The organism is Pseudomonas sp. BIGb0164 (assembly GCF_024810135.1).
Taxonomy (GTDB): Bacteria; Pseudomonadota; Gammaproteobacteria; order Pseudomonadales; family Pseudomonadaceae; genus Aquipseudomonas.
In genome coordinates this window covers 43,878-60,598 of record NZ_JANUEA010000012.1, presented here as the reverse complement: position 1 = coordinate 60,598, position 16,721 = coordinate 43,878, and the positions used below count along the sequence as shown (strand labels likewise).

16 protein-coding genes are annotated in these 16,721 nt (G+C 61.7%); 6 read left to right on the top strand and 10 right to left on the bottom strand.

All coding sequences use genetic code 11. The features are described from left to right. Positions 1-2 precede the first annotated feature (2 nt). Complete coding sequence (locus M2394_RS27420) at positions 3-1,196, top strand: efflux RND transporter periplasmic adaptor subunit (RefSeq protein WP_259175274.1); 1,194 nt, start codon at positions 3-5, stop codon at positions 1,194-1,196. Then, complete coding sequence (locus tag M2394_RS27415; RefSeq protein ID WP_178918895.1) at positions 1,196-2,725, top strand: DHA2 family efflux MFS transporter permease subunit; 1,530 nt, start codon at positions 1,196-1,198, stop codon at positions 2,723-2,725. The genes M2394_RS27420 and M2394_RS27415 overlap by 1 nt, the downstream gene beginning before the upstream one ends. A gap of 105 nt (positions 2,726-2,830) precedes the next feature. On the opposite strand, the gene lpxH is transcribed toward M2394_RS27415, so the two are convergent. Both lpxH and M2394_RS27405 read right to left on the bottom strand, forming a co-directional pair. Then, complete coding sequence (lpxH, locus tag M2394_RS27410) at positions 2,831-3,580, bottom strand: UDP-2,3-diacylglucosamine diphosphatase (protein WP_259175273.1); 750 nt, start codon at positions 3,578-3,580, stop codon at positions 2,831-2,833. Between the two features lie 2 nt (positions 3,581-3,582). Continuing rightward, a complete protein-coding gene (locus M2394_RS27405) occupies positions 3,583-4,083 on the bottom strand; it encodes a peptidylprolyl isomerase (protein WP_123717841.1) in 501 nt (166 codons plus the stop codon). 250 nt (positions 4,084-4,333) lie between these two features. Between M2394_RS27405 and M2394_RS27400 the strand changes: the two genes are divergently transcribed. Further along, positions 4,334-6,034: a glutamine--tRNA ligase/YqeY domain fusion protein gene (locus M2394_RS27400; RefSeq protein WP_178918899.1), complete on the top strand. Its 1,701-nt coding sequence runs from the start codon at positions 4,334-4,336 to the stop codon at positions 6,032-6,034. 18 nt (positions 6,035-6,052) lie between these two features. After that, the gene (gene cysS / locus M2394_RS27395) at positions 6,053-7,441 is read left to right on the top strand and encodes a cysteine--tRNA ligase (RefSeq protein WP_176998841.1); all 1,389 of its coding nucleotides are present in this window, start codon (positions 6,053-6,055) and stop codon (positions 7,439-7,441) included. Positions 7,442-8,006: 565 nt separating this feature from the next. Here the strand turns inward: cysS and M2394_RS27390 are convergent. Further along, complete coding sequence (locus M2394_RS27390; protein WP_259175270.1) at positions 8,007-8,555, bottom strand: dihydrofolate reductase family protein; 549 nt, start codon at positions 8,553-8,555, stop codon at positions 8,007-8,009. A 101-nt stretch (positions 8,556-8,656) separates the two neighbouring features. Between M2394_RS27390 and M2394_RS27385 the strand changes: the two genes are divergently transcribed. Together M2394_RS27385 and M2394_RS27380 are read left to right on the top strand one after the other, a co-directional pair. Continuing rightward, complete coding sequence (locus tag M2394_RS27385; RefSeq protein ID WP_259175483.1) at positions 8,657-9,115, top strand: HIT family protein; 459 nt, start codon at positions 8,657-8,659, stop codon at positions 9,113-9,115. 184 nt (positions 9,116-9,299) lie between these two features. Then, positions 9,300-10,082, top strand: a complete 783-nt coding sequence (locus M2394_RS27380) for an SDR family oxidoreductase (protein ID WP_259175269.1) — start codon at positions 9,300-9,302, stop codon at positions 10,080-10,082. Here the strand turns inward: M2394_RS27380 and M2394_RS27375 are convergent. From M2394_RS27375 to M2394_RS27345, 7 genes are all read right to left on the bottom strand, one after another. After that, positions 10,079-10,408 (bottom strand): helix-turn-helix domain-containing protein, encoded by a 330-nt coding sequence (locus tag M2394_RS27375; protein WP_259175268.1) that lies wholly within the window; start codon positions 10,406-10,408, stop codon positions 10,079-10,081. The two genes, M2394_RS27380 and M2394_RS27375, sit on opposite strands and share 4 nt — an antisense overlap. Positions 10,409-10,561: 153 nt before the next feature. Next, positions 10,562-10,900: a Na+/H+ antiporter subunit G gene (locus M2394_RS27370; RefSeq protein WP_016969635.1), complete on the bottom strand. Its 339-nt coding sequence runs from the start codon at positions 10,898-10,900 to the stop codon at positions 10,562-10,564. Further along, a complete protein-coding gene (locus M2394_RS27365; protein ID WP_005789171.1) occupies positions 10,897-11,175 on the bottom strand; it encodes a K+/H+ antiporter subunit F in 279 nt (92 codons plus the stop codon). The genes M2394_RS27370 and M2394_RS27365 overlap by 4 nt, the downstream gene beginning before the upstream one ends. Next, positions 11,172-11,660 carry a Na+/H+ antiporter subunit E gene (locus M2394_RS27360; RefSeq protein ID WP_176998838.1) on the bottom strand — a complete coding sequence of 163 codons (489 nt, stop codon included), beginning with the start codon at positions 11,658-11,660 and terminating at the stop codon, positions 11,172-11,174. The genes M2394_RS27365 and M2394_RS27360 overlap by 4 nt, the downstream gene beginning before the upstream one ends. Continuing rightward, positions 11,657-13,339: a monovalent cation/H+ antiporter subunit D gene (locus M2394_RS27355; protein WP_259175266.1), complete on the bottom strand. Its 1,683-nt coding sequence runs from the start codon at positions 13,337-13,339 to the stop codon at positions 11,657-11,659. Before M2394_RS27355 ends, M2394_RS27360 begins: the two co-directional genes overlap by 4 nt. Then, positions 13,336-13,680: a Na+/H+ antiporter subunit C gene (locus tag M2394_RS27350; RefSeq protein ID WP_003192163.1), complete on the bottom strand. Its 345-nt coding sequence runs from the start codon at positions 13,678-13,680 to the stop codon at positions 13,336-13,338. Before M2394_RS27350 ends, M2394_RS27355 begins: the two co-directional genes overlap by 4 nt. Continuing rightward, positions 13,680-16,601: a monovalent cation/H+ antiporter subunit A gene (locus M2394_RS27345; RefSeq protein ID WP_178921246.1), complete on the bottom strand. Its 2,922-nt coding sequence runs from the start codon at positions 16,599-16,601 to the stop codon at positions 13,680-13,682. Before M2394_RS27345 ends, M2394_RS27350 begins: the two co-directional genes overlap by 1 nt. Positions 16,602-16,721 lie beyond the last annotated feature (120 nt).

The following is a 16,721-nucleotide window of genomic DNA, read 5'->3' as shown; positions in this document are numbered from 1 at the left end:
TCATGGCCACTGCCGACAGCAACGCCGCAACAGAAAAAGACACTAACCCACGCAAGCGCAAGGTGATGCTGATCGGCCTGGCGCTGATCGTCATCCTCGGCATCGTTGGCGTGTGGGGTTGGTATGAACTCTACGGCCGCTTCAATGAAAGCACCGACGACGCCTATGTGAACGGCAACGTGGTGGAGATCACCCCGCTGGTCACCGGCACCGTGGTCAGCATCGGCGCCGACGATGGCGACCTGGTCCACGAAGGCCAAGTGCTGATCAACTTCGACCCCAACGACGCCGCCGTCGCCCTGCAAAGTGCCCAGGCCAACCTGGCCCGCACCGTGCGCCAGGTGCGCGGCTTGTACAGCAATGTCGACGGCATGAAGGCCCAGGTGCTGGCGCAACAAGCCAACGTGCAAAAGGCCCAGGACAACTACAACCGTCGTAAGAACCTCGCTGCCGGCGGCGCGATTTCCCAGGAAGAACTGTCCCACGCCCGCGACGACCTGACCTCGGCGCAAAACGCCCTGGCCAACGTGCAGCAACAGTTCAAGACCAGCAGCGCGCTGGTGGATGACACCGTGATTTCGTCGCACCCGGATGTGCAGGCTGCGGCCGCCCAACTGCGCCAGGCCTACCTGACCAATGCGCGCAGCACCCTGATCGCGCCGGTCACCGGCTATGTGGCCAAGCGCACCGTGCAACTGGGCCAACGCGTACAGCCAGGCACTGCCTTGATGGCCGTGATCCCGCTGGACCAGCTGTGGATCGACGCCAACTTCAAGGAAACCCAGCTGCGCAACATGCGCATCGGCCAGCCGGTGGACATCGAGTCGGACATCTACGGCAGCGACGTGAAGTTCAGCGGCACCGTCGACAGCCTCGGCGCCGGCACCGGCAGCGCGTTTGCCCTGCTGCCTGCGCAGAACGCTACCGGTAACTGGATCAAGATCGTGCAACGGGTGCCGGTGCGCATCCACGTCAACGCCGACGAACTGGCCAAGCACCCGCTGCGGGTAGGTTTGTCGACAGTGGTCAATGTTGACCTGCACGACCAGAGCGGCCCGGTACTGGCGCAACAAGCGCCGCAAAAAGCCTCGTTGACCACCAACGTGTACGACCGCCAACTGGCCGAAGCCGACGCCATGATCACCCAGCTGATCCATGACAACAGCGTCGCCGCGCCCAAGGCTGTGCAACGCTGATGAGCAATAACGCCTCCTTCACGCCACCCAGCCTGTTGATGGCCACTATTGGCCTGTCGCTGGCGACCTTTATGCAGGTGCTCGACACCACCATCGCCAACGTGGCGTTGCCGACCATTTCCGGCAACCTGGGCGTGAGTTCGGAGCAGGGCACCTGGGTGATCACCTCGTTTGCGGTGAGCAACGCCATTGCCTTGCCGCTCACCGGATGGCTGAGCCGCCGCTTTGGCGAGGTGAAGCTGTTTTTGTGGGCGACCATGCTGTTCGTGCTGGCCTCGTTCCTGTGCGGTATTTCCACCTCCATGCCCGAGCTGATCGCCTTTCGCGTCATTCAAGGCCTGGTGGCCGGGCCGTTGTACCCCATGACCCAGACGCTGCTGATTGCGGTCTACCCGCCGGCCAGGCGCGGCATGGCCCTGGCACTGCTGGCGATGGTCACGGTGGTGGCGCCGATTGCCGGGCCGATCCTCGGTGGCTGGATCACCGACAGCTACAGCTGGCCGTGGATCTTCTTCATCAACGTGCCCATCGGCGTCTTTGCGGTGATGGTGGTGCGTTCGCAGTTGAAGAAACGTCCAGTGGAAACCAGCTACCAGCCGATGGACTACGTCGGCCTGCTGAGCTTGATCGTCGGCGTGGGGGCTTTGCAGATCATCCTCGACAAGGGCAATGACCTGGACTGGTTCGAGTCCAACTTCATCATTATCGGCGCGGCGATTTCGGTGATCGCCCTGGCGGTGTTCGTCATCTGGGAGCTGACCGACAAGCATCCGGTGGTCAACCTGCGGTTGTTCGCCTACCGCAACTTCCGCATTGGCACCATCGTGTTGATCCTGGGCTACGCGGGCTTTTTCGGCATCAACCTGATCCTGCCGCAATGGCTGCAGACCCAGATGGGCTACACCGCCACCTGGGCGGGCCTGGCGGTGGCGCCGATCGGCATCCTGCCGGTGCTGATGTCGCCGTTCGTGGGCAAGTACGCGCACAAGTTCGACCTGCGCCTGCTGGCGGGCCTGGCGTTCCTGGCGATTGGCTTGAGCTGCTTTATGCGGGCGGGCTTCACCAATGAGGTGGACTTCCAGCACATCGCCCTGGTGCAGCTGTTCATGGGCATTGGCGTGGCGCTGTTCTTCATGCCGACCCTGAGCATCCTGATGTCCGACCTGCCGCCGCACCAGATCGCCGACGGCGCGGGCCTGGCGACGTTCCTGCGGACCCTGGGCGGCAGCTTCGCGGCGTCGCTGACCACCTGGATCTGGATTCGCCGGGCGGACCAGCACCATGCCTACATGAGCGAGAACATGACCACCTACGACTCGGCGACTCGCGATGCGTTGCAGGCGCTGGGTGGGGCAGGGCACAAGGCCTATGCGCAGCTGGACCAGATCCTCACCAGCCAGGCGTACATGATGTCCACCGTGGACTACTTCACGTTGCTGGGGTGGATGTTCATGGCCTTGATGTTACTGGTGTGGCTGGCCAAGCCGCCGTTTGGTGCGAAGGCGGGGCCGGAAGCTTCCGGCCACTGATTTCTGGATGTACGCGGTCAAAAATGTGGGAGCGGCGGTGCGACGATTCGACTTGCCGCTCCCACATTTGGATCTCTGTTCACATGGGACCAGTGGGGTTTGTGATCAGGCCCCAGGCAACGCCAACTGCGGGTTCACAAAATCAAACGCCGCCAACTGAAACCCTTGCTCATCCACCTGCAACGCCCACCCTTGCTTGTCCCAATCCCCCAGCACGATGCGCTTGGCCGCCTGGTCGCCAATCTGCAGCTTATGAATGGCGGGGCGGTGGGTGTGGCCGTGGACCAGGGTGCGCACGCCAAACTGCTGCATCACCCGTGGCACTTCCTCGGGGGTCACATCGACGATGTCGTTGGCCTTCATGCGCGTCTGCGCACGGCTTTCACTGCGCAGCTTGCGCGCCAGCTTGTGGCGGGTGCTTAGCGGCAGGTGGCGCAGGATGAACAGCACGATGGGGTTGCGCAGGATGCGCCGCAGCTTCATGTAGCCGACGTCGCGGGTGCAGAGGCTGTCGCCGTGCATCAACAGCACAGGCTCGCCATGGAGCTGCACGACACTCGGGTCCTTGAGCAAGGTGGCACCTGCGGCTTTGCAGAACGCCTTGCCGATCAGGAAATCGCGATTGCCGTGCATGATGAAAATCGGGGTGCCGCTGTCGCTCAGCTCACGCAGAGCCTCGCCAATCGAACGCTGGAAGGGGGTCATGCCGTCGTCGCCAATCCAGGCTTCAAAGAAGTCCCCCAGAATGTACAACGCCTGGGCGCCACGGGCGCGGCCGCGGAGCAGATCCAGAAACGCCCGGGTAATGTCCGGGCGCTCCTCTTCCAGATGCAAATCTGAAATAAGCAGGATCACGCTTAGATGATCTCGGCTTTCTCGACGATAACGTCTTCTACCGGAACGTCCTGGTGGCCGGCTTTACCGGTGGTCTGCACGCCTTTGATCTTGTCGACGACGTCCTGGCCTTCGGTGACTTTACCGAATACCGCGTAGCCCCAACCCTGCACGTTCTTGCCGCTGTGGTTCAGGAAAGCGTTGTCGGCGACGTTGATGAAGAACTGCGCGGAGGCCGAATGCGGCTCCATGGTACGGGCCATGGCGACGGTGTACTTGTCGTTGGAAAGGCCGTTGTCCGCTTCGTTCTGGATGCTTGGGCGCTTGTCTTTCTTTTCTTTCATGCCTGGCTCGAAACCGCCGCCCTGGATCATGAAGTTACCGATGACACGGTGGAAAACGGTGTTTTCGTAGTGGCCGGCGTTCACGTACTCGATGAAGTTGGCGACGGTGATCGGCGCTTTCTCGGCGTTCAGCTCGATGACGATGTCACCGTGGTTGGTGGTCAGTTTGACTTGAGTCATGTTCACTACTCTATTTCAGGGAATTCGTGGGTTTGGGTGCCCGGGGCACCACGACCGGTATGGCTAAACGACGGCCAAGGCGCGCAGTTTAGCGTGACCTGCAGGAATTTCGAGGTGGTTTTTTACCGCCCATGCAATAAATGCAGCAGTTTTCGGCCTCGCTCTGTCAGGTGCTTGACAGCATCGGCTATGATATCGCCTTTGTTTTGTCGGCCTAGCCCGGCCACGTACTTGTCTGTTCAAGGATCCTATGAGCAAGCCCACTGTCGACCCTACCTCGAATGCCAAGGCCGGACCTGCCGTCCCGGTCAATTTCCTGCGCCCGATCATCCAGGCGGACCTGGATTCGGGCAAGCACACGCAGATCGTCACCCGCTTCCCGCCAGAGCCCAACGGTTACCTGCACATCGGCCACGCCAAGTCGATCTGTGTGAACTTCGGCCTGGCCCAGGAGTTCGGTGGCGTCACGCACCTGCGTTTCGACGACACCAACCCGGCCAAGGAAGACCAGGAATACATCGACGCCATCGAAAGCGACGTGAAGTGGCTGGGCTTCGAATGGTCCGGTGAAGTGCGCTATGCCTCGCAATACTTCGACCAGTTGCACGACTGGGCCATCGAACTGATCAAGGCCGGCAAGGCCTACGTCGACGACCTGAGCCCGGAACAGGCCAAGGAATACCGTGGCACGCTGACCGAGCCGGGCAAGAACAGCCCGTTCCGCGACCGTTCGGTGGAAGAGAACCTGGACTGGTTCGCCCGCATGCGCGCCGGTGAGTTCCCGGACGGCGCCCGCGTATTGCGTGCCAAGATCGACATGGCCTCGCCGAACATGAACCTGCGCGACCCGATCATGTACCGCATCCGCCACGCCCATCACCACCAGACGGGCGACAAGTGGTGCATCTACCCGAACTACGACTTCACCCACGGCCAGTCGGACGCCATCGAAGGCATCACCCACTCCATCTGCACCCTGGAGTTCGAAAGCCATCGTCCGCTGTATGAATGGTTCCTGGAGCACCTGCCGGTTCCCGCGCAGCCGCGTCAGTACGAGTTCAGCCGCCTGAACCTGAACTACACCATCACCAGCAAGCGCAAGCTCAAGCAGCTGGTTGACGAGAAGCACGTGCATGGCTGGGACGACCCGCGCATGTCCACGCTGTCGGGCTTCCGCCGCCGTGGCTACACCCCTGCGTCGATCCGCAACTTCTGCGAGATGGTCGGCACCAACCGTTCCGACGGCGTGGTCGACTACGGCATGCTCGAATTCAGCATCCGCCAGGACCTCGACGCCAACGCCCCGCGCGCCATGTGCGTGCTGCGTCCGTTGAAAGTCGTGATCACCAACTACCCGGAAGGCCAGGTCGACAACCTCGAGTTGCCGCGCCATCCGCAGAAAGAAGAACTCGGCGTGCGCAAGCTGCCGTTTGCCCGCGAAATCTACATCGACCGCGATGACTTCATGGAAGAGCCGCCAAAAGGCTACAAGCGCCTGGAACCGGCCGGCGAAGTGCGCCTGCGTGGCAGCTACGTGATCCGCGCTGACGAAGCGATCAAGGACGCCGACGGCAACATCGTCGAACTGCGTTGCTCGTACGACCCGGACACCCTGGGCAAGAACCCGGAAGGCCGCAAAGTCAAAGGCGTGATCCACTGGGTACCGGCTGCGGCCAGCATCGAGTGCGAAGTGCGTCTGTACGATCGCCTGTTCCGTTCGCCGAACCCTGAGAAGGCCGAAGACAGCGCCAGCTTCCTCGACAACATCAACCCTGACTCCCTGCAAGTACTCACTGGTTGTCGTGCCGAACCCTCGTTGGGCGAAGCACAGCCGGAAGACCGTTTCCAGTTCGAGCGCGAAGGTTACTTCTGCGCAGATATCAAGGACTCGAAACCCGGTCGCCCGGTATTCAACCGTACCGTGACCTTGCGTGATTCGTGGGGCCAGTGATTCTCTAAGGAAGCCGTTGTGCTAACGATCTACAACACACTCAGCAAGACCAAAGAAGTCTTCAAGCCGCTGGATGGCAACAAGGTGCGCATGTACGTGTGCGGCATGACCGTGTACGACTACTGCCACATCGGCCACGGCCGCAGCATGGTTGCCTTCGACCTGGTGACCCGCTGGTTGCGTTTCAGCGGCTATGACTTGACGTACGTGCGCAACATTACCGACATCGACGACAAGATCATCAACCGCGCCAACGAAAACGGCGAGTCGTTCGACGCGCTGACCGAGCGCATGATCGCCGCCATGCACGAGGACGAGGCGCGCCTCAACATCCTCAAGCCGGACATGGAACCGCGTGCCACGGACCACATCCCGGGCATGCACGCCATGATCCAGACCCTGATCGACAAGGGTTACGCCTACGCCCCGGGCAATGGCGACGTGTACTACCGCGTCGCCAAGTTCATGGGCTACGGCAAGCTGTCGCGCAAGAAAATCGAAGACCTGCGCATCGGCGCACGTATCGAAGTGGACGAAGCCAAGCAGGACCCGCTGGACTTCGTGCTGTGGAAAGGCACCAAGCCCGGCGAGCCGAGCTGGGAGTCGCCATGGGGCGCGGGCCGTCCGGGCTGGCATATCGAATGCTCGGTGATGTCCACCTGCTGCCTAGGCGAAACCTTCGACATTCATGGCGGCGGCAGCGACCTGGAGTTCCCGCACCACGAAAACGAAATCGCCCAGAGCGAAGCGGCCACCGGCAAGACCTACGCCAACGCCTGGATGCACTGCGGCATGATCCGCATCAATGGCGAGAAGATGTCCAAGTCCTTGAACAACTTCTTCACCATTCGCGACGTGCTGGAAAAGTACCATCCTGAGGTTGTGCGTTACCTGCTGGTGTCCAGCCACTACCGCAGCGCCATCAACTACTCGGAAGACAACCTCAAGGACGCCAAGGGCGCCCTGGAGCGTTTCTACCACGCGTTGAAAGGCCTGCCGAGCGTAGCGCCGGCCGGCGGCGAAGCCTTCGTGGCCCGCTTCACCGAAGTCATGAACGACGACTTCGGCACCCCGGAAGCCTGCGCGGTGCTGTTCGAGATGGTGCGCGAGATCAACCGCCTGCGCGAGAGCGATCTCGACGCCGCGGCTGGCCTGGCGGCTCGCCTGAAAGAATTGGCCAGCGTGCTCGGGGTTCTGCAAATGAAGCCTGAAGACTTCCTGCAAGCCGGCGCTGAAGGGCGTGTGGATGCGGCTGAAGTGGATGCGCTGATCCAGGCGCGTCTGACTGCACGCGCCAACAAGGACTGGGCGGAATCCGACCGTATCCGCGACCAACTCACCGCCATGGGTGTGGTGTTGGAAGACGGGAAGGGTGGTACCACCTGGCGCTTGGCTGATCAGGCTTGATCGGTAAACGCTGAACAAAAAAACGCCCCGACTGGTTCGGGGCGTTTTTTTTGCACATCATTTTAACGGCTTGCTAGATCCACTGTAGGAGCCGGCTTGCCGGCGATGGCATCTGCTCGGTGTACCTGATCCACAGACCGAGGTGTCTGCATCGCCGGCAAGCCGGCTCCTACAGGGAATGCGGTCGGCAAACTTCACCGGTCGGCTCTAAGGCCGCCGCGTCTGCTTTTGATTTTGATCTGAGGCGCCCCGTTAACCACGCTGGCCGAACGCAGGCTTGAATCCGTGGGTAACCCGGCAGGACGCCGGGTTAGCCGTCTTGGGCCAAGGATGGCCCATGACGGCGGCCCACGGATTCAAGCCTGGGTTCGGGCACACCGAGCCCAGGCGAGGTGCCGAGTGGTGGGGCAAGAGCCTTTTGCTTACTTTTGGGCTGTTCAAAAGTGAGCCGCCGTAAGGGCGGAACCCATAGCAGCCGTTACCGCAGAAATGGATATGTACTCAGCATCTTGGTCGGCCCAGAGTACGCTATCGCCGGCAAGCCAGCTCCTACAGGTGTGTGGTTTCAGGTTTTTGCAAGGGCATAGCGGCTCTGCACAAAGCCGTTTGCCGATACGTCCGTGCCAAGATGGCGAAGCGCGTGCTCGCTGCCGATCACGCCGAACAACGCAATGCCTTGCCCCAGCAACACCGGGATTCGCGTGATGATCAACTCGTCGATCAGGCCCGCCTCAAGAAACGCCTGGACCGTCTGCCCGCCGTCGATATACAGATGCTTCATGCCACGCTCGGCCAACTGCTTGACCAGTGTGCCCACATCCGCCGCCAGCACTTCCACCTTGCCCTGTAGATGCGCGGGAATCTCCAGCACCTGGCGAGATAGCGCGATGACCGGCAAACCCTCGTAGGGCCACTCGGGAAAGGACAGGACTTTCTCCAAAGTCTTGCGACCCATGACCAAGGCATCGACGGTGGCGATGAAGTGTTCATACGTCACGCCATTCAAGGTGGCGATTTCATATTCCGGGCGGTGAAGCCACTCGATGTCGCCGTCAGGTCGTGCAATGAAACCGTCAACGCTGGCTGCGATAAAAACCGAACACTTGATTTCCATGTGGGATATGTCTCCTTTTTCCTATTTGCTTTGACGCGTGCCGAATCGTGGCTTTAGATAAGTCTACGATCAAATCCACGACGAAAAGGGCCGTGACTAAAATGGATTGTATTTTCTGCAGCATCGTTAAAAAAACCGCCCCAGCCCACATCCTGTGGGAAGACGACCAGCACATGGCCTTCCTCTCAATTTTCCCCAACACCCCGGGTTTCAGCGTGGTAATCCCCAAGCAGCATTACGGTAGCTATGCGTTTGCGCAGTCGGATGAAGTGTTGGCCGCGCTGGCAGTCGCGGCGAAGAGGACGGCATTGCAGATCGACCGCGCGTTTCCCGATGTGGCACGCACCGGGATGATGCTTGAAGGCTACGGTGTGGATCACCTGCATGCGAAGTTATTTCCCATGCATGGAACGGGCTCGGACAGTGCGTTCAAGCCGTTGAGTTCGAAGGTGGAGAAGTTCTTTGAGGCGTATGAAGGCTATATCTCATCCCATGATCATGTGCGGGCGGACGATACCGAGTTGGCAGAGTTGGCGGCCAGAATCCGATCCTTCGCCTAGCGCCAAACCCAATGTGAGAGCAAGCCAGCTCCCACGGTTTTTACCGAGCCTATGTCACGCAGGTGCGAAGCCCTTTAAATCCCAATCCTAACTTTTCGGTAAGCCCATTACCTTTCTGTGCGTTCTTGTGGCGTGTCTGGCGCGCTCCTATCCTGCGGTCTTTATCTACCCAGGAGTACACCCCATGAGTTTTGATCTCGGCTTGAAAGGCCTTCGTGCCTTGGTTACCGGTGGAACGAAAGGCATCGGTGCGGCAGTAGTCGCGGCATTGCGCGAGCAAGGCGTCGAGGTCATTTCGATTGCACGCTCGGCCAACGATTCACCGCCTGAAGGCGTGCATTTCATTGCAGCCGACCTCGGCACGGCTGCCGGGTGTGCCCGCGCTACTGATGCGGTGAAAACGCAGTTTGGTGGCGTCGATATCATCGTCAATGTGCTCGGCGGTTCCAGTGCGCCGGGCGGCGGCTTTGCCGTGTTGGACGATGAGCAGTGGTCGAATGCACTGAACCAGAACCTGATGGCAGCGGTGCGGGTGGATCGGGCCTTGTTGCCGGGGATGGTCGAGCGAGGGGCCGGGGTGATTATTCATGTCACGTCGATTCAGCGGGAATTGCCGTTGCCGGAATCGACCACGGCGTATGCCGCTGCCAAGGCGGCATTGGCGACGTACAGCAAGAGCCTGTCGAAAGAGGTCACGCCCAAGGGGGTGCGGGTGGTGCGTGTGTCGCCGGGTTGGGTGGAGACGGACGCGGCAGTCGCCTTGGCAGAACGCCTGGCGGATCAGGCGGGTACAGATTACGAAGGTGGCAAGCAGATCATTATGCAGGCGCTGGGTGGCATTCCCTTGGGGCGACCGGCCAAACCACAAGAAGTCGCCGACTTGATCGCCTTCCTGGTGTCACCGCGCGCCGCTTCGATCAGTGGCACCGAGTATGTGATTGACGGCGGTACGGTGCCCACCGTTTAAACGATAGGTTTTGCGTCCTGCCACTTGAGCAGGCCATCCAGCACCGGGCATAGGCGCTGGCCCCACTCGGTCATGCGGTATTCGACTTTCGGCGGCACCACCGGGTAGACCGTGCGGTGCACCAGGCCATCGGCTTCGAGCTGGCGCAGTTGTTGGGCGAGCATCTTTTGCGAGATATCCGGGATCAGGCGTTCAAGGTCGGAATAGCGCTGTACCTGGCCGCCGAACAGGTGGAACAAAATGATCAGCTTCCAACGGCCACCGAGCCAGTTGAGGGTGGTCTCGACGTCGGCGGCAGCGGTGGCGGGTGTGTAGATTTTGCTCATCGCAGTACGTCCTCGCTGTATCTCCAATTCAAATGTGGGCGCGGACGTGCTCGCGAAAGCGAAAGCGGAGTGTCAGTCACTGTATGTGTTTCTGATACACCGTATTCGCGAGGAACCCCGCTCCCACATTTTTTACAGTGTTTGCCTGAGGGATTAGCGACGGCTGCTGACCTCAGCCGGCACATCATCACCCGCCATACGCTTACGAAACAACGCTGTACGCGCCAACAACAACGTGGTCACCGGCACCGTGATCGACAACAAGATCGGGATCAACCAGCCGTGCAACACCGGCCCGGACTTGAGCACCGAAAAATAGATGATCGACGCCAACGCCACGCACCAGGCGCCCAGCGTAGAGGCCAGGGCAGGCGGGTGCATGCGCTGAAAAAAGTCTTTCATGCGCAGCAACCCGACCGCGCCAATCAGCGCAAATACGCTGCTGAGCACCAGCAGCACCGCCACGATCACTTCCACCCATAACGGCATCATTCAATCACCTCCCCACGCAGCAGGAATTTCGCCAGGGCAAACGAGCCGACGAAGCCGAACAGCGCAATCAGCAGCGCCGCTTCAAAGTAGGTGTCACTGGCGTACCGAATACCCAGCACCAGCATCATCAGCATTGCCAGGATGTACAGGTAGTCCAGCGCCAGTACCCGGTCCTGGGCCGACGGGCCTTTGAACAGGCGGATCAGCGTCAGCACCATCGCCAGCGAGAACAGGAACAGGCTGAACAGGATCGCATTGGAGAGCAGGGCGCTCATTCGAAGATCTCCATCAGGGGCCGCTCGTAAGTGGACTTGAAGTGCTCGATAAAGGGCGCTTCTTCCTCAAGATCAAACACGTGCAAGAGCAGGATGCTGCGGTCCAGCGCCAGTTCCGACCAGATGGTGCCGGGCACCACGGTGGTGATCATCGACAGTGCAGCCAGGCCGTTGGGGTCGCGCAGGTCCAGGGGAATCTTGATAAAGCGCGAGCGCGGCGGGCGGGAGCCGCACATCAGCACGCCCCAGGCCACTTGCAGGTTGGAGACGATCACATCGCGACCCACCAGGAAGAACAGGCGAATGATCACCCCGGGACGGCGAATGCGGATCGGCAACGGCCGCAACGGCGCCATCATCAGCGGCGCGAGAAAGCCCAGCACCGCGCCCAGCAACAGGTTGCCGGGGCTCACGGACAGGTTGAGCACCAGCCACAACAACCACAACGCCAACGAGAGCCACGGGGCAGGGAACAGGCGCTTCATGGTTGCACCTCCAGCGCGGCGGCCTTGGCTTCAGGGCTCGGCACCGGGCGCGTCGCCATCACTGCCATCACGTAGTGTTCCGGGTTGTTCAGGCTGACGGCGGTGTCCTGGGTGTAGCGCATCAGCGGCTCGGCCTTGAAGGTCAGCAGGATGCTCAGGCCCAGTAGGAAGAAGATCGGCACGCACTCGTAGCGCCGCAGCAGCGGCGAAGGGCGCTCTTCCGGGGTCCAGAAACGCTGGATGCCCAGGCGCGCGAAGGCGATCAGCGAGGCCAGGCCGGAGAGGATCAGCAGCGCCACCAGGCCCCACGCCGCAGGGCGGATCGGTGCATCGATGCTGACGCCCAAGCCCAGCGGGTTGACCAGTGCACTCAGCAGGCTGAGCTTGCCGATGAACCCGGACAGCGGCGGCATGCCGATGATCAGCAGGGCGCAGGCGATAAAACTCAAGCCCAGGAACGCCATGGTCCAGGGAATCACCTGGCCGACTACCGCTTGCTGTTCATCGTCGAGGTTCACCCCTGGACGCGGGTGCAGGGACTCCATGGCCTTGGGCAGCGCATCGATTTCTTCATCCAGCGGCAGGTCGTTGGCCGAGCGCGAACGCTCGATCAACTCGGCCAGCAGGAACAGCGCGCTCAACGCCAGTGTCGAGCTGACCAGATAAAACAGCGCACCAGCGGTCAAGCTTGGCTGAGCAAAGCCGACGGCCGACAACAAGATCCCCGCCGACACCAGAATGCTCAAGCTGGCCATGCGCTCCAGCCGCTGCGCTGCCACCATCGCCAGGCCGGCGCAGATGATGGTCGCCATGCCGCCGTACACCAGCCAGTCGCCGCCAAACAGTGCCGAGGCACCGGCCTGGCCGGAGAACAGCAGGGTCCACAGGCGCAGCACGGTGTACACGCCGACCTTGGTCATGATCGCGAACATCGCCGCCACGGGCGCACTTGCCGAAGAATAGGCGGGTGCCAGCCAGAAGTTCAGCGGCCACATGCCGGCTTTGGCCAGGAAAGCTGTCGCCAGGATCGCAGCGCCCGCGTGCAACAGGCCACGATCCGCCTCTGGCACCAGCGGGATTTTCAGCGCCAGGTCAGCGAAGTTCAGCGTACCGGTCACGCCGTAGATCATCGCCGCGCCAATCAAAAACAACGACGACGCCAGCAAGTTGATCGAAATGTAATGCAGCCCCGCCGACACCCGCGCCCGGCCCGAGCCGTGCAGCATCAAGCCGTAGGACGCCGCCAGCAGCACCTCGAAGAACACGAACAGGTTGAACAGGTCGGCGGTGAGGAAGGCGCCGTACAAGCCCATCATCTGCACCTGGAACAACGCGTGGAAGCTGGTGCCCGCGCGGTCCCAGCGGGCCATGGCGAACAGCAGCGCGCTCACGCCGATGATGCCGGTGAGCACCAGCATCAGCGCCGACAGTTGGTCCACCACCAGCACGATGCCGAACGGCACCTGCCAGTTGCCCGGCAGGTACACGCCAATCGAGCCGGGGCCGCCTTTTTGCGTCCAGTACAGCAGCAGGATCGCGATGCCCAGCCCGATAATGCTGGAGACCAGGTTGATCTGTGCTTTCAGTGGGCGGCGTTTTTCGCCGAGCATCAGCATCAGCGCGGCGGTCATCAGCGGCAGCAGGATCGGCGCGACGATCAGTTGATTCATCCACGTCATTCCTTGGGCTCCCGGCCGTCCACATGGTCCGTGCCGGTCAAGCCCCGGGAGGCAAGTAGCACCACCAGGAACAAGGCGGTCATGGCAAAGCTGATCACGATGGCCGTGAGCACCAGCGCCTGGGGCAGAGGGTCGGTGTAGTTGAGCAGGTCTTGCGGCACGCCGTCCTTGATGATCGGCTCCTTGCCGATGAACAGGCTGCCCATGCTGAAGATGAACAGGTTGACCCCATACGACAACAGGCACAGGCCCATGACCACCTGGAAGGTCCGTGGTCGCAGGATCAACCACACGCCGGAGGCCGCCAGGACCCCAATGGCAATTGCGATGACTTCTTCCATCAGGCGGCTCCTTCTGTGGCGGCCACGGCTTTGGCCTGGTTGCTCGGTTTGTGCGCGCGCACCGACTGGTGGCCGAGGGCGGTGAGCATCAACAGCGTCGAGCCAACCACCATCGCGTACACGCCGACGTCGAAGAACAGCGCGCTGGCGATATGGATATCACCCAGCAGCGGCAGGCTGAAATGCCAGGTGTGGGTAGTGAGGAACGGGTAACCGGCCAACAGCGCGCCGAGCCCGGTGAGGGTTGCAGACAGCAGGCCGAAGCCCATCCAGCGCATCGGCCGCAGGCTCATCTGCGCCTCGACCCACTGCGTGCCGGCGACCATGTATTGCAGGATGAACGCTACCGACATCACCAGGCCTGCGACAAACCCGCCGCCCGGCTGGTTGTGGCCGCGCATGAACAGGTAGAACGACACCACCAGCGCAATCGGCAGCAGCAGGCGCACCAGCACCGCCGGCACCATCATGAAGCCCAGGGCGGTGTCGCTGGCCTGGCGCGGGTTAACCAGGTCGGTGGCCACGTCCGGCGCCAGCTGACGCTGTTGTGGCGGCAACTCCATGCTCTCTTTGGATGGACGGAATCGTCGTAGCAGCGCATAGACCGTCAGTGCCACAGCGCCAAGTACGGTGATTTCGCCGAGGGTGTCGAAGCCCCGGAAGTCCACCAGCATCACGTTCACCACATTGCTGCCGCCGCCTTCGGGCAGCGCGCGGCTGAGGTAGAACGAGGAGATGTCGTTGGGGGTCTGGCGCGTCAGCATCGCGTAGGACAGCAACGCCATGCCGCCACCGACCACGGTGGACAGCAGGAAGTCGCGCAGACGACGGATGCGCGCCTTGCGCAAGGAACTGGGCAGTGGCGACACTTCTTCGATCCGCCGTGGCAGCCAGCGCAGGCCCAGCAGGATCAGCACAGTGGTCACCACTTCCACCACCAACTGGGTCAGCGCCAGGTCCGGCGCCGAGAACCATACGAAGGTCACGCAGGTCATCAGGCCGCACACGCTGACCATGGTCAGGGCTGCCAGCCGGTGGTACTTGGCTTGCCAGGCGGCGCCGAGGGCACAGGCAATTGCCAACAGCCACAAGGTGACGAACACGATGGAACCCGGGATTTTCGGGCGATCGCCCCAGCTGAGGCCGCTGTTAAGCATCGGGATCATGCCGCCGACCACCGCCACCAGCACCAGCAGGAACAGCTGGGTCTGCAGGCGCTTGGTGCTGATGCGTTTCTCGATCTTGCGCACCCCGCGCATCATCACCACCAGGCAACGCTCGAACATGCGCTTGCCGTTGAAGTAGCTGATGATCGGCGGGTATTTGAAGCGGCCGCGCTTGAGTTGCTTGCGCAGCACCAGGTACAGCACCACGCCGCAACTCATGGCCACCAGGCTCATGATCATCGGCGCGTTCCAGCCGTGCCAGATCGCCAGGCTGTACTCCGGCAGCACGCCGCCGACCACCGGCAAGGCGGCCGCCGCGAGGATCGATCCCACCACCTGGGCCGGGAAGATCCCCACCAGCAGGCAGGTGAACACCAGCAGTTCAACCGGCGCACGCATCCAGCGTGGCGGTTCGTGAGGCGTGTGGGGCAGGTTGGTGGCGGTGGGGCCGAAGAACACATCGACGGTAAAGCGCAGGGCGTAGACGACGCTGAACGTGCCCGCGATGGTGGCGATCACCGGCAGGGCGAACTCCACCCAGGCGGTCGAGGAGATAAAGACGGTCTCGGCAAAGAACATCTCCTTGGACAGGAAGCCGTTGAGCAACGGCACCCCGGCCATGGACGCACTGGCAACCATCGCCAGCGTGGCGGTGAACGGGATCAGGCGCACCAGGCCGCTGAGCTTGCGAATGTCGCGGGTGCCGCTTTCATGGTCGATGATCCCCGCCGCCATGAACAACGAGGCCTTGAAGGTGGCATGGTTGAGGATGTGGAACACGGCGGCGACGGCGGCCAGCGGGCTGTTGAGGCCCAGCAGCAAGGTAATCAGGCCGAGGTGGCTGATGGTGGAATAGGCCAGCAGGCCCTTGAGGTCGTTCTGGAAGATGGCGCAGTAAGCGCCGAGGAGCAGGGTGAGCGCGCCGGCACCGCCGACGATGTAGAACCATTCTTCGCTGCCGGACAGCGACGGCCACAGGCGGGCCAGCAGGAACACGCCGGCCTTCACCATCGTCGCCGAATGCAGGTACGCCGATACGGGCGTGGGCGCTGCCATCGCGTGGGGCAGCCAGAAATGGAAGGGGAACTGCGCGCTTTTGCTCAAGGCGCCGATCAACACCAGGGCCAGCATCACCGGGTACAGCGAATGCGCGCGAATCTGATCGCCCGCCGCCAGCACCTGGTCCAGGTCATAGCTGCCGACGATATGCCCCAGCAGCATCACGCCCGCCAACAGGCACAAGCCGCCCGCGCCGGTGACCATCAATGCCATGTAGGCGCCACGCCGTGCATCGGCGCGGTGGTGCCAGTAGCCGATCAGCAGGAACGAGAACAGGCTGGTCAGTTCCCAGAAGAACACGATCTGGATCAGGTTGCCGGAGATCACCAGGCCAAGCATGGCGCCCATGAACGCCAGGAAAAACGCAAAGAAACGCGGCACCGGGTCGTCCGGCGACATGTAGTAGCGCGCATACAGCGACACCAGCGTGCCGATGCCCAGCACCAGCATCGAGAACAGCCAGGCAAACCCGTCCATGCGCAACACGAAGTTCAGCCCGAGGCTGGGCAACCACATGAATTCTTCGCGGATCACGCCACCGTGGGCGATCTGGGGGTAGAGCAGGGCGACTTGAAGGGTGCCGACCAGGGCCACTAGGCCGGCCAACAGGGATTCGGTGTTACGTGCATTGTGCGGCAGCATGGCCGCCAGACAGCTGCCAATGAATGGCAGAAGCAGTAGAACTATCAGGGACATAGGCTTCTAATCTGCGGGAGTTTGGGATGCATCATACGTGCCGCTTTCACGATCACCAAACGGCAACATGTGGCAGGATCCTACAAGGTAGGCCGAAAATGCCTACTTGGCACTGTGCAC

Bases quoted from the DNA above. Each gene is read 5' to 3' on its own strand.
- M2394_RS27420 (WP_259175274.1), top strand. From the start codon at position 3: ATGGCCACTGCCGACAGCAACGCCGCAACAGAAAAAGACACTAACCCA.
- M2394_RS27415 (WP_178918895.1), top strand. From the start codon at position 1,196: ATGAGCAATAACGCCTCCTTCACGCCACCCAGCCTGTTGATGGCCACT.
- M2394_RS27405 (WP_123717841.1), bottom strand. From the start codon at position 4,083: ATGACTCAAGTCAAACTGACCACCAACCACGGTGACATCGTCATCGAG.
- M2394_RS27400 (WP_178918899.1), top strand. From the start codon at position 4,334: ATGAGCAAGCCCACTGTCGACCCTACCTCGAATGCCAAGGCCGGACCT.
- M2394_RS27390 (WP_259175270.1), bottom strand. From the start codon at position 8,555: ATGGAAATCAAGTGTTCGGTTTTTATCGCAGCCAGCGTTGACGGTTTC.
- M2394_RS27385 (WP_259175483.1), top strand. From the start codon at position 8,657: ATGGATTGTATTTTCTGCAGCATCGTTAAAAAAACCGCCCCAGCCCAC.
- M2394_RS27380 (WP_259175269.1), top strand. From the start codon at position 9,300: ATGAGTTTTGATCTCGGCTTGAAAGGCCTTCGTGCCTTGGTTACCGGT.
- M2394_RS27375 (WP_259175268.1), bottom strand. From the start codon at position 10,408: ATGAGCAAAATCTACACACCCGCCACCGCTGCCGCCGACGTCGAGACC.
- M2394_RS27370 (WP_016969635.1), bottom strand. From the start codon at position 10,900: ATGATGCCGTTATGGGTGGAAGTGATCGTGGCGGTGCTGCTGGTGCTC.
- M2394_RS27365 (WP_005789171.1), bottom strand. From the start codon at position 11,175: ATGAGCGCCCTGCTCTCCAATGCGATCCTGTTCAGCCTGTTCCTGTTC.
- M2394_RS27360 (WP_176998838.1), bottom strand. From the start codon at position 11,660: ATGAAGCGCCTGTTCCCTGCCCCGTGGCTCTCGTTGGCGTTGTGGTTG.
- M2394_RS27355 (WP_259175266.1), bottom strand. From the start codon at position 13,339: ATGACGTGGATGAATCAACTGATCGTCGCGCCGATCCTGCTGCCGCTG.
- M2394_RS27350 (WP_003192163.1), bottom strand. From the start codon at position 13,680: ATGGAAGAAGTCATCGCAATTGCCATTGGGGTCCTGGCGGCCTCCGGC.
- M2394_RS27345 (WP_178921246.1), bottom strand. From the start codon at position 16,601: ATGTCCCTGATAGTTCTACTGCTTCTGCCATTCATTGGCAGCTGTCTG.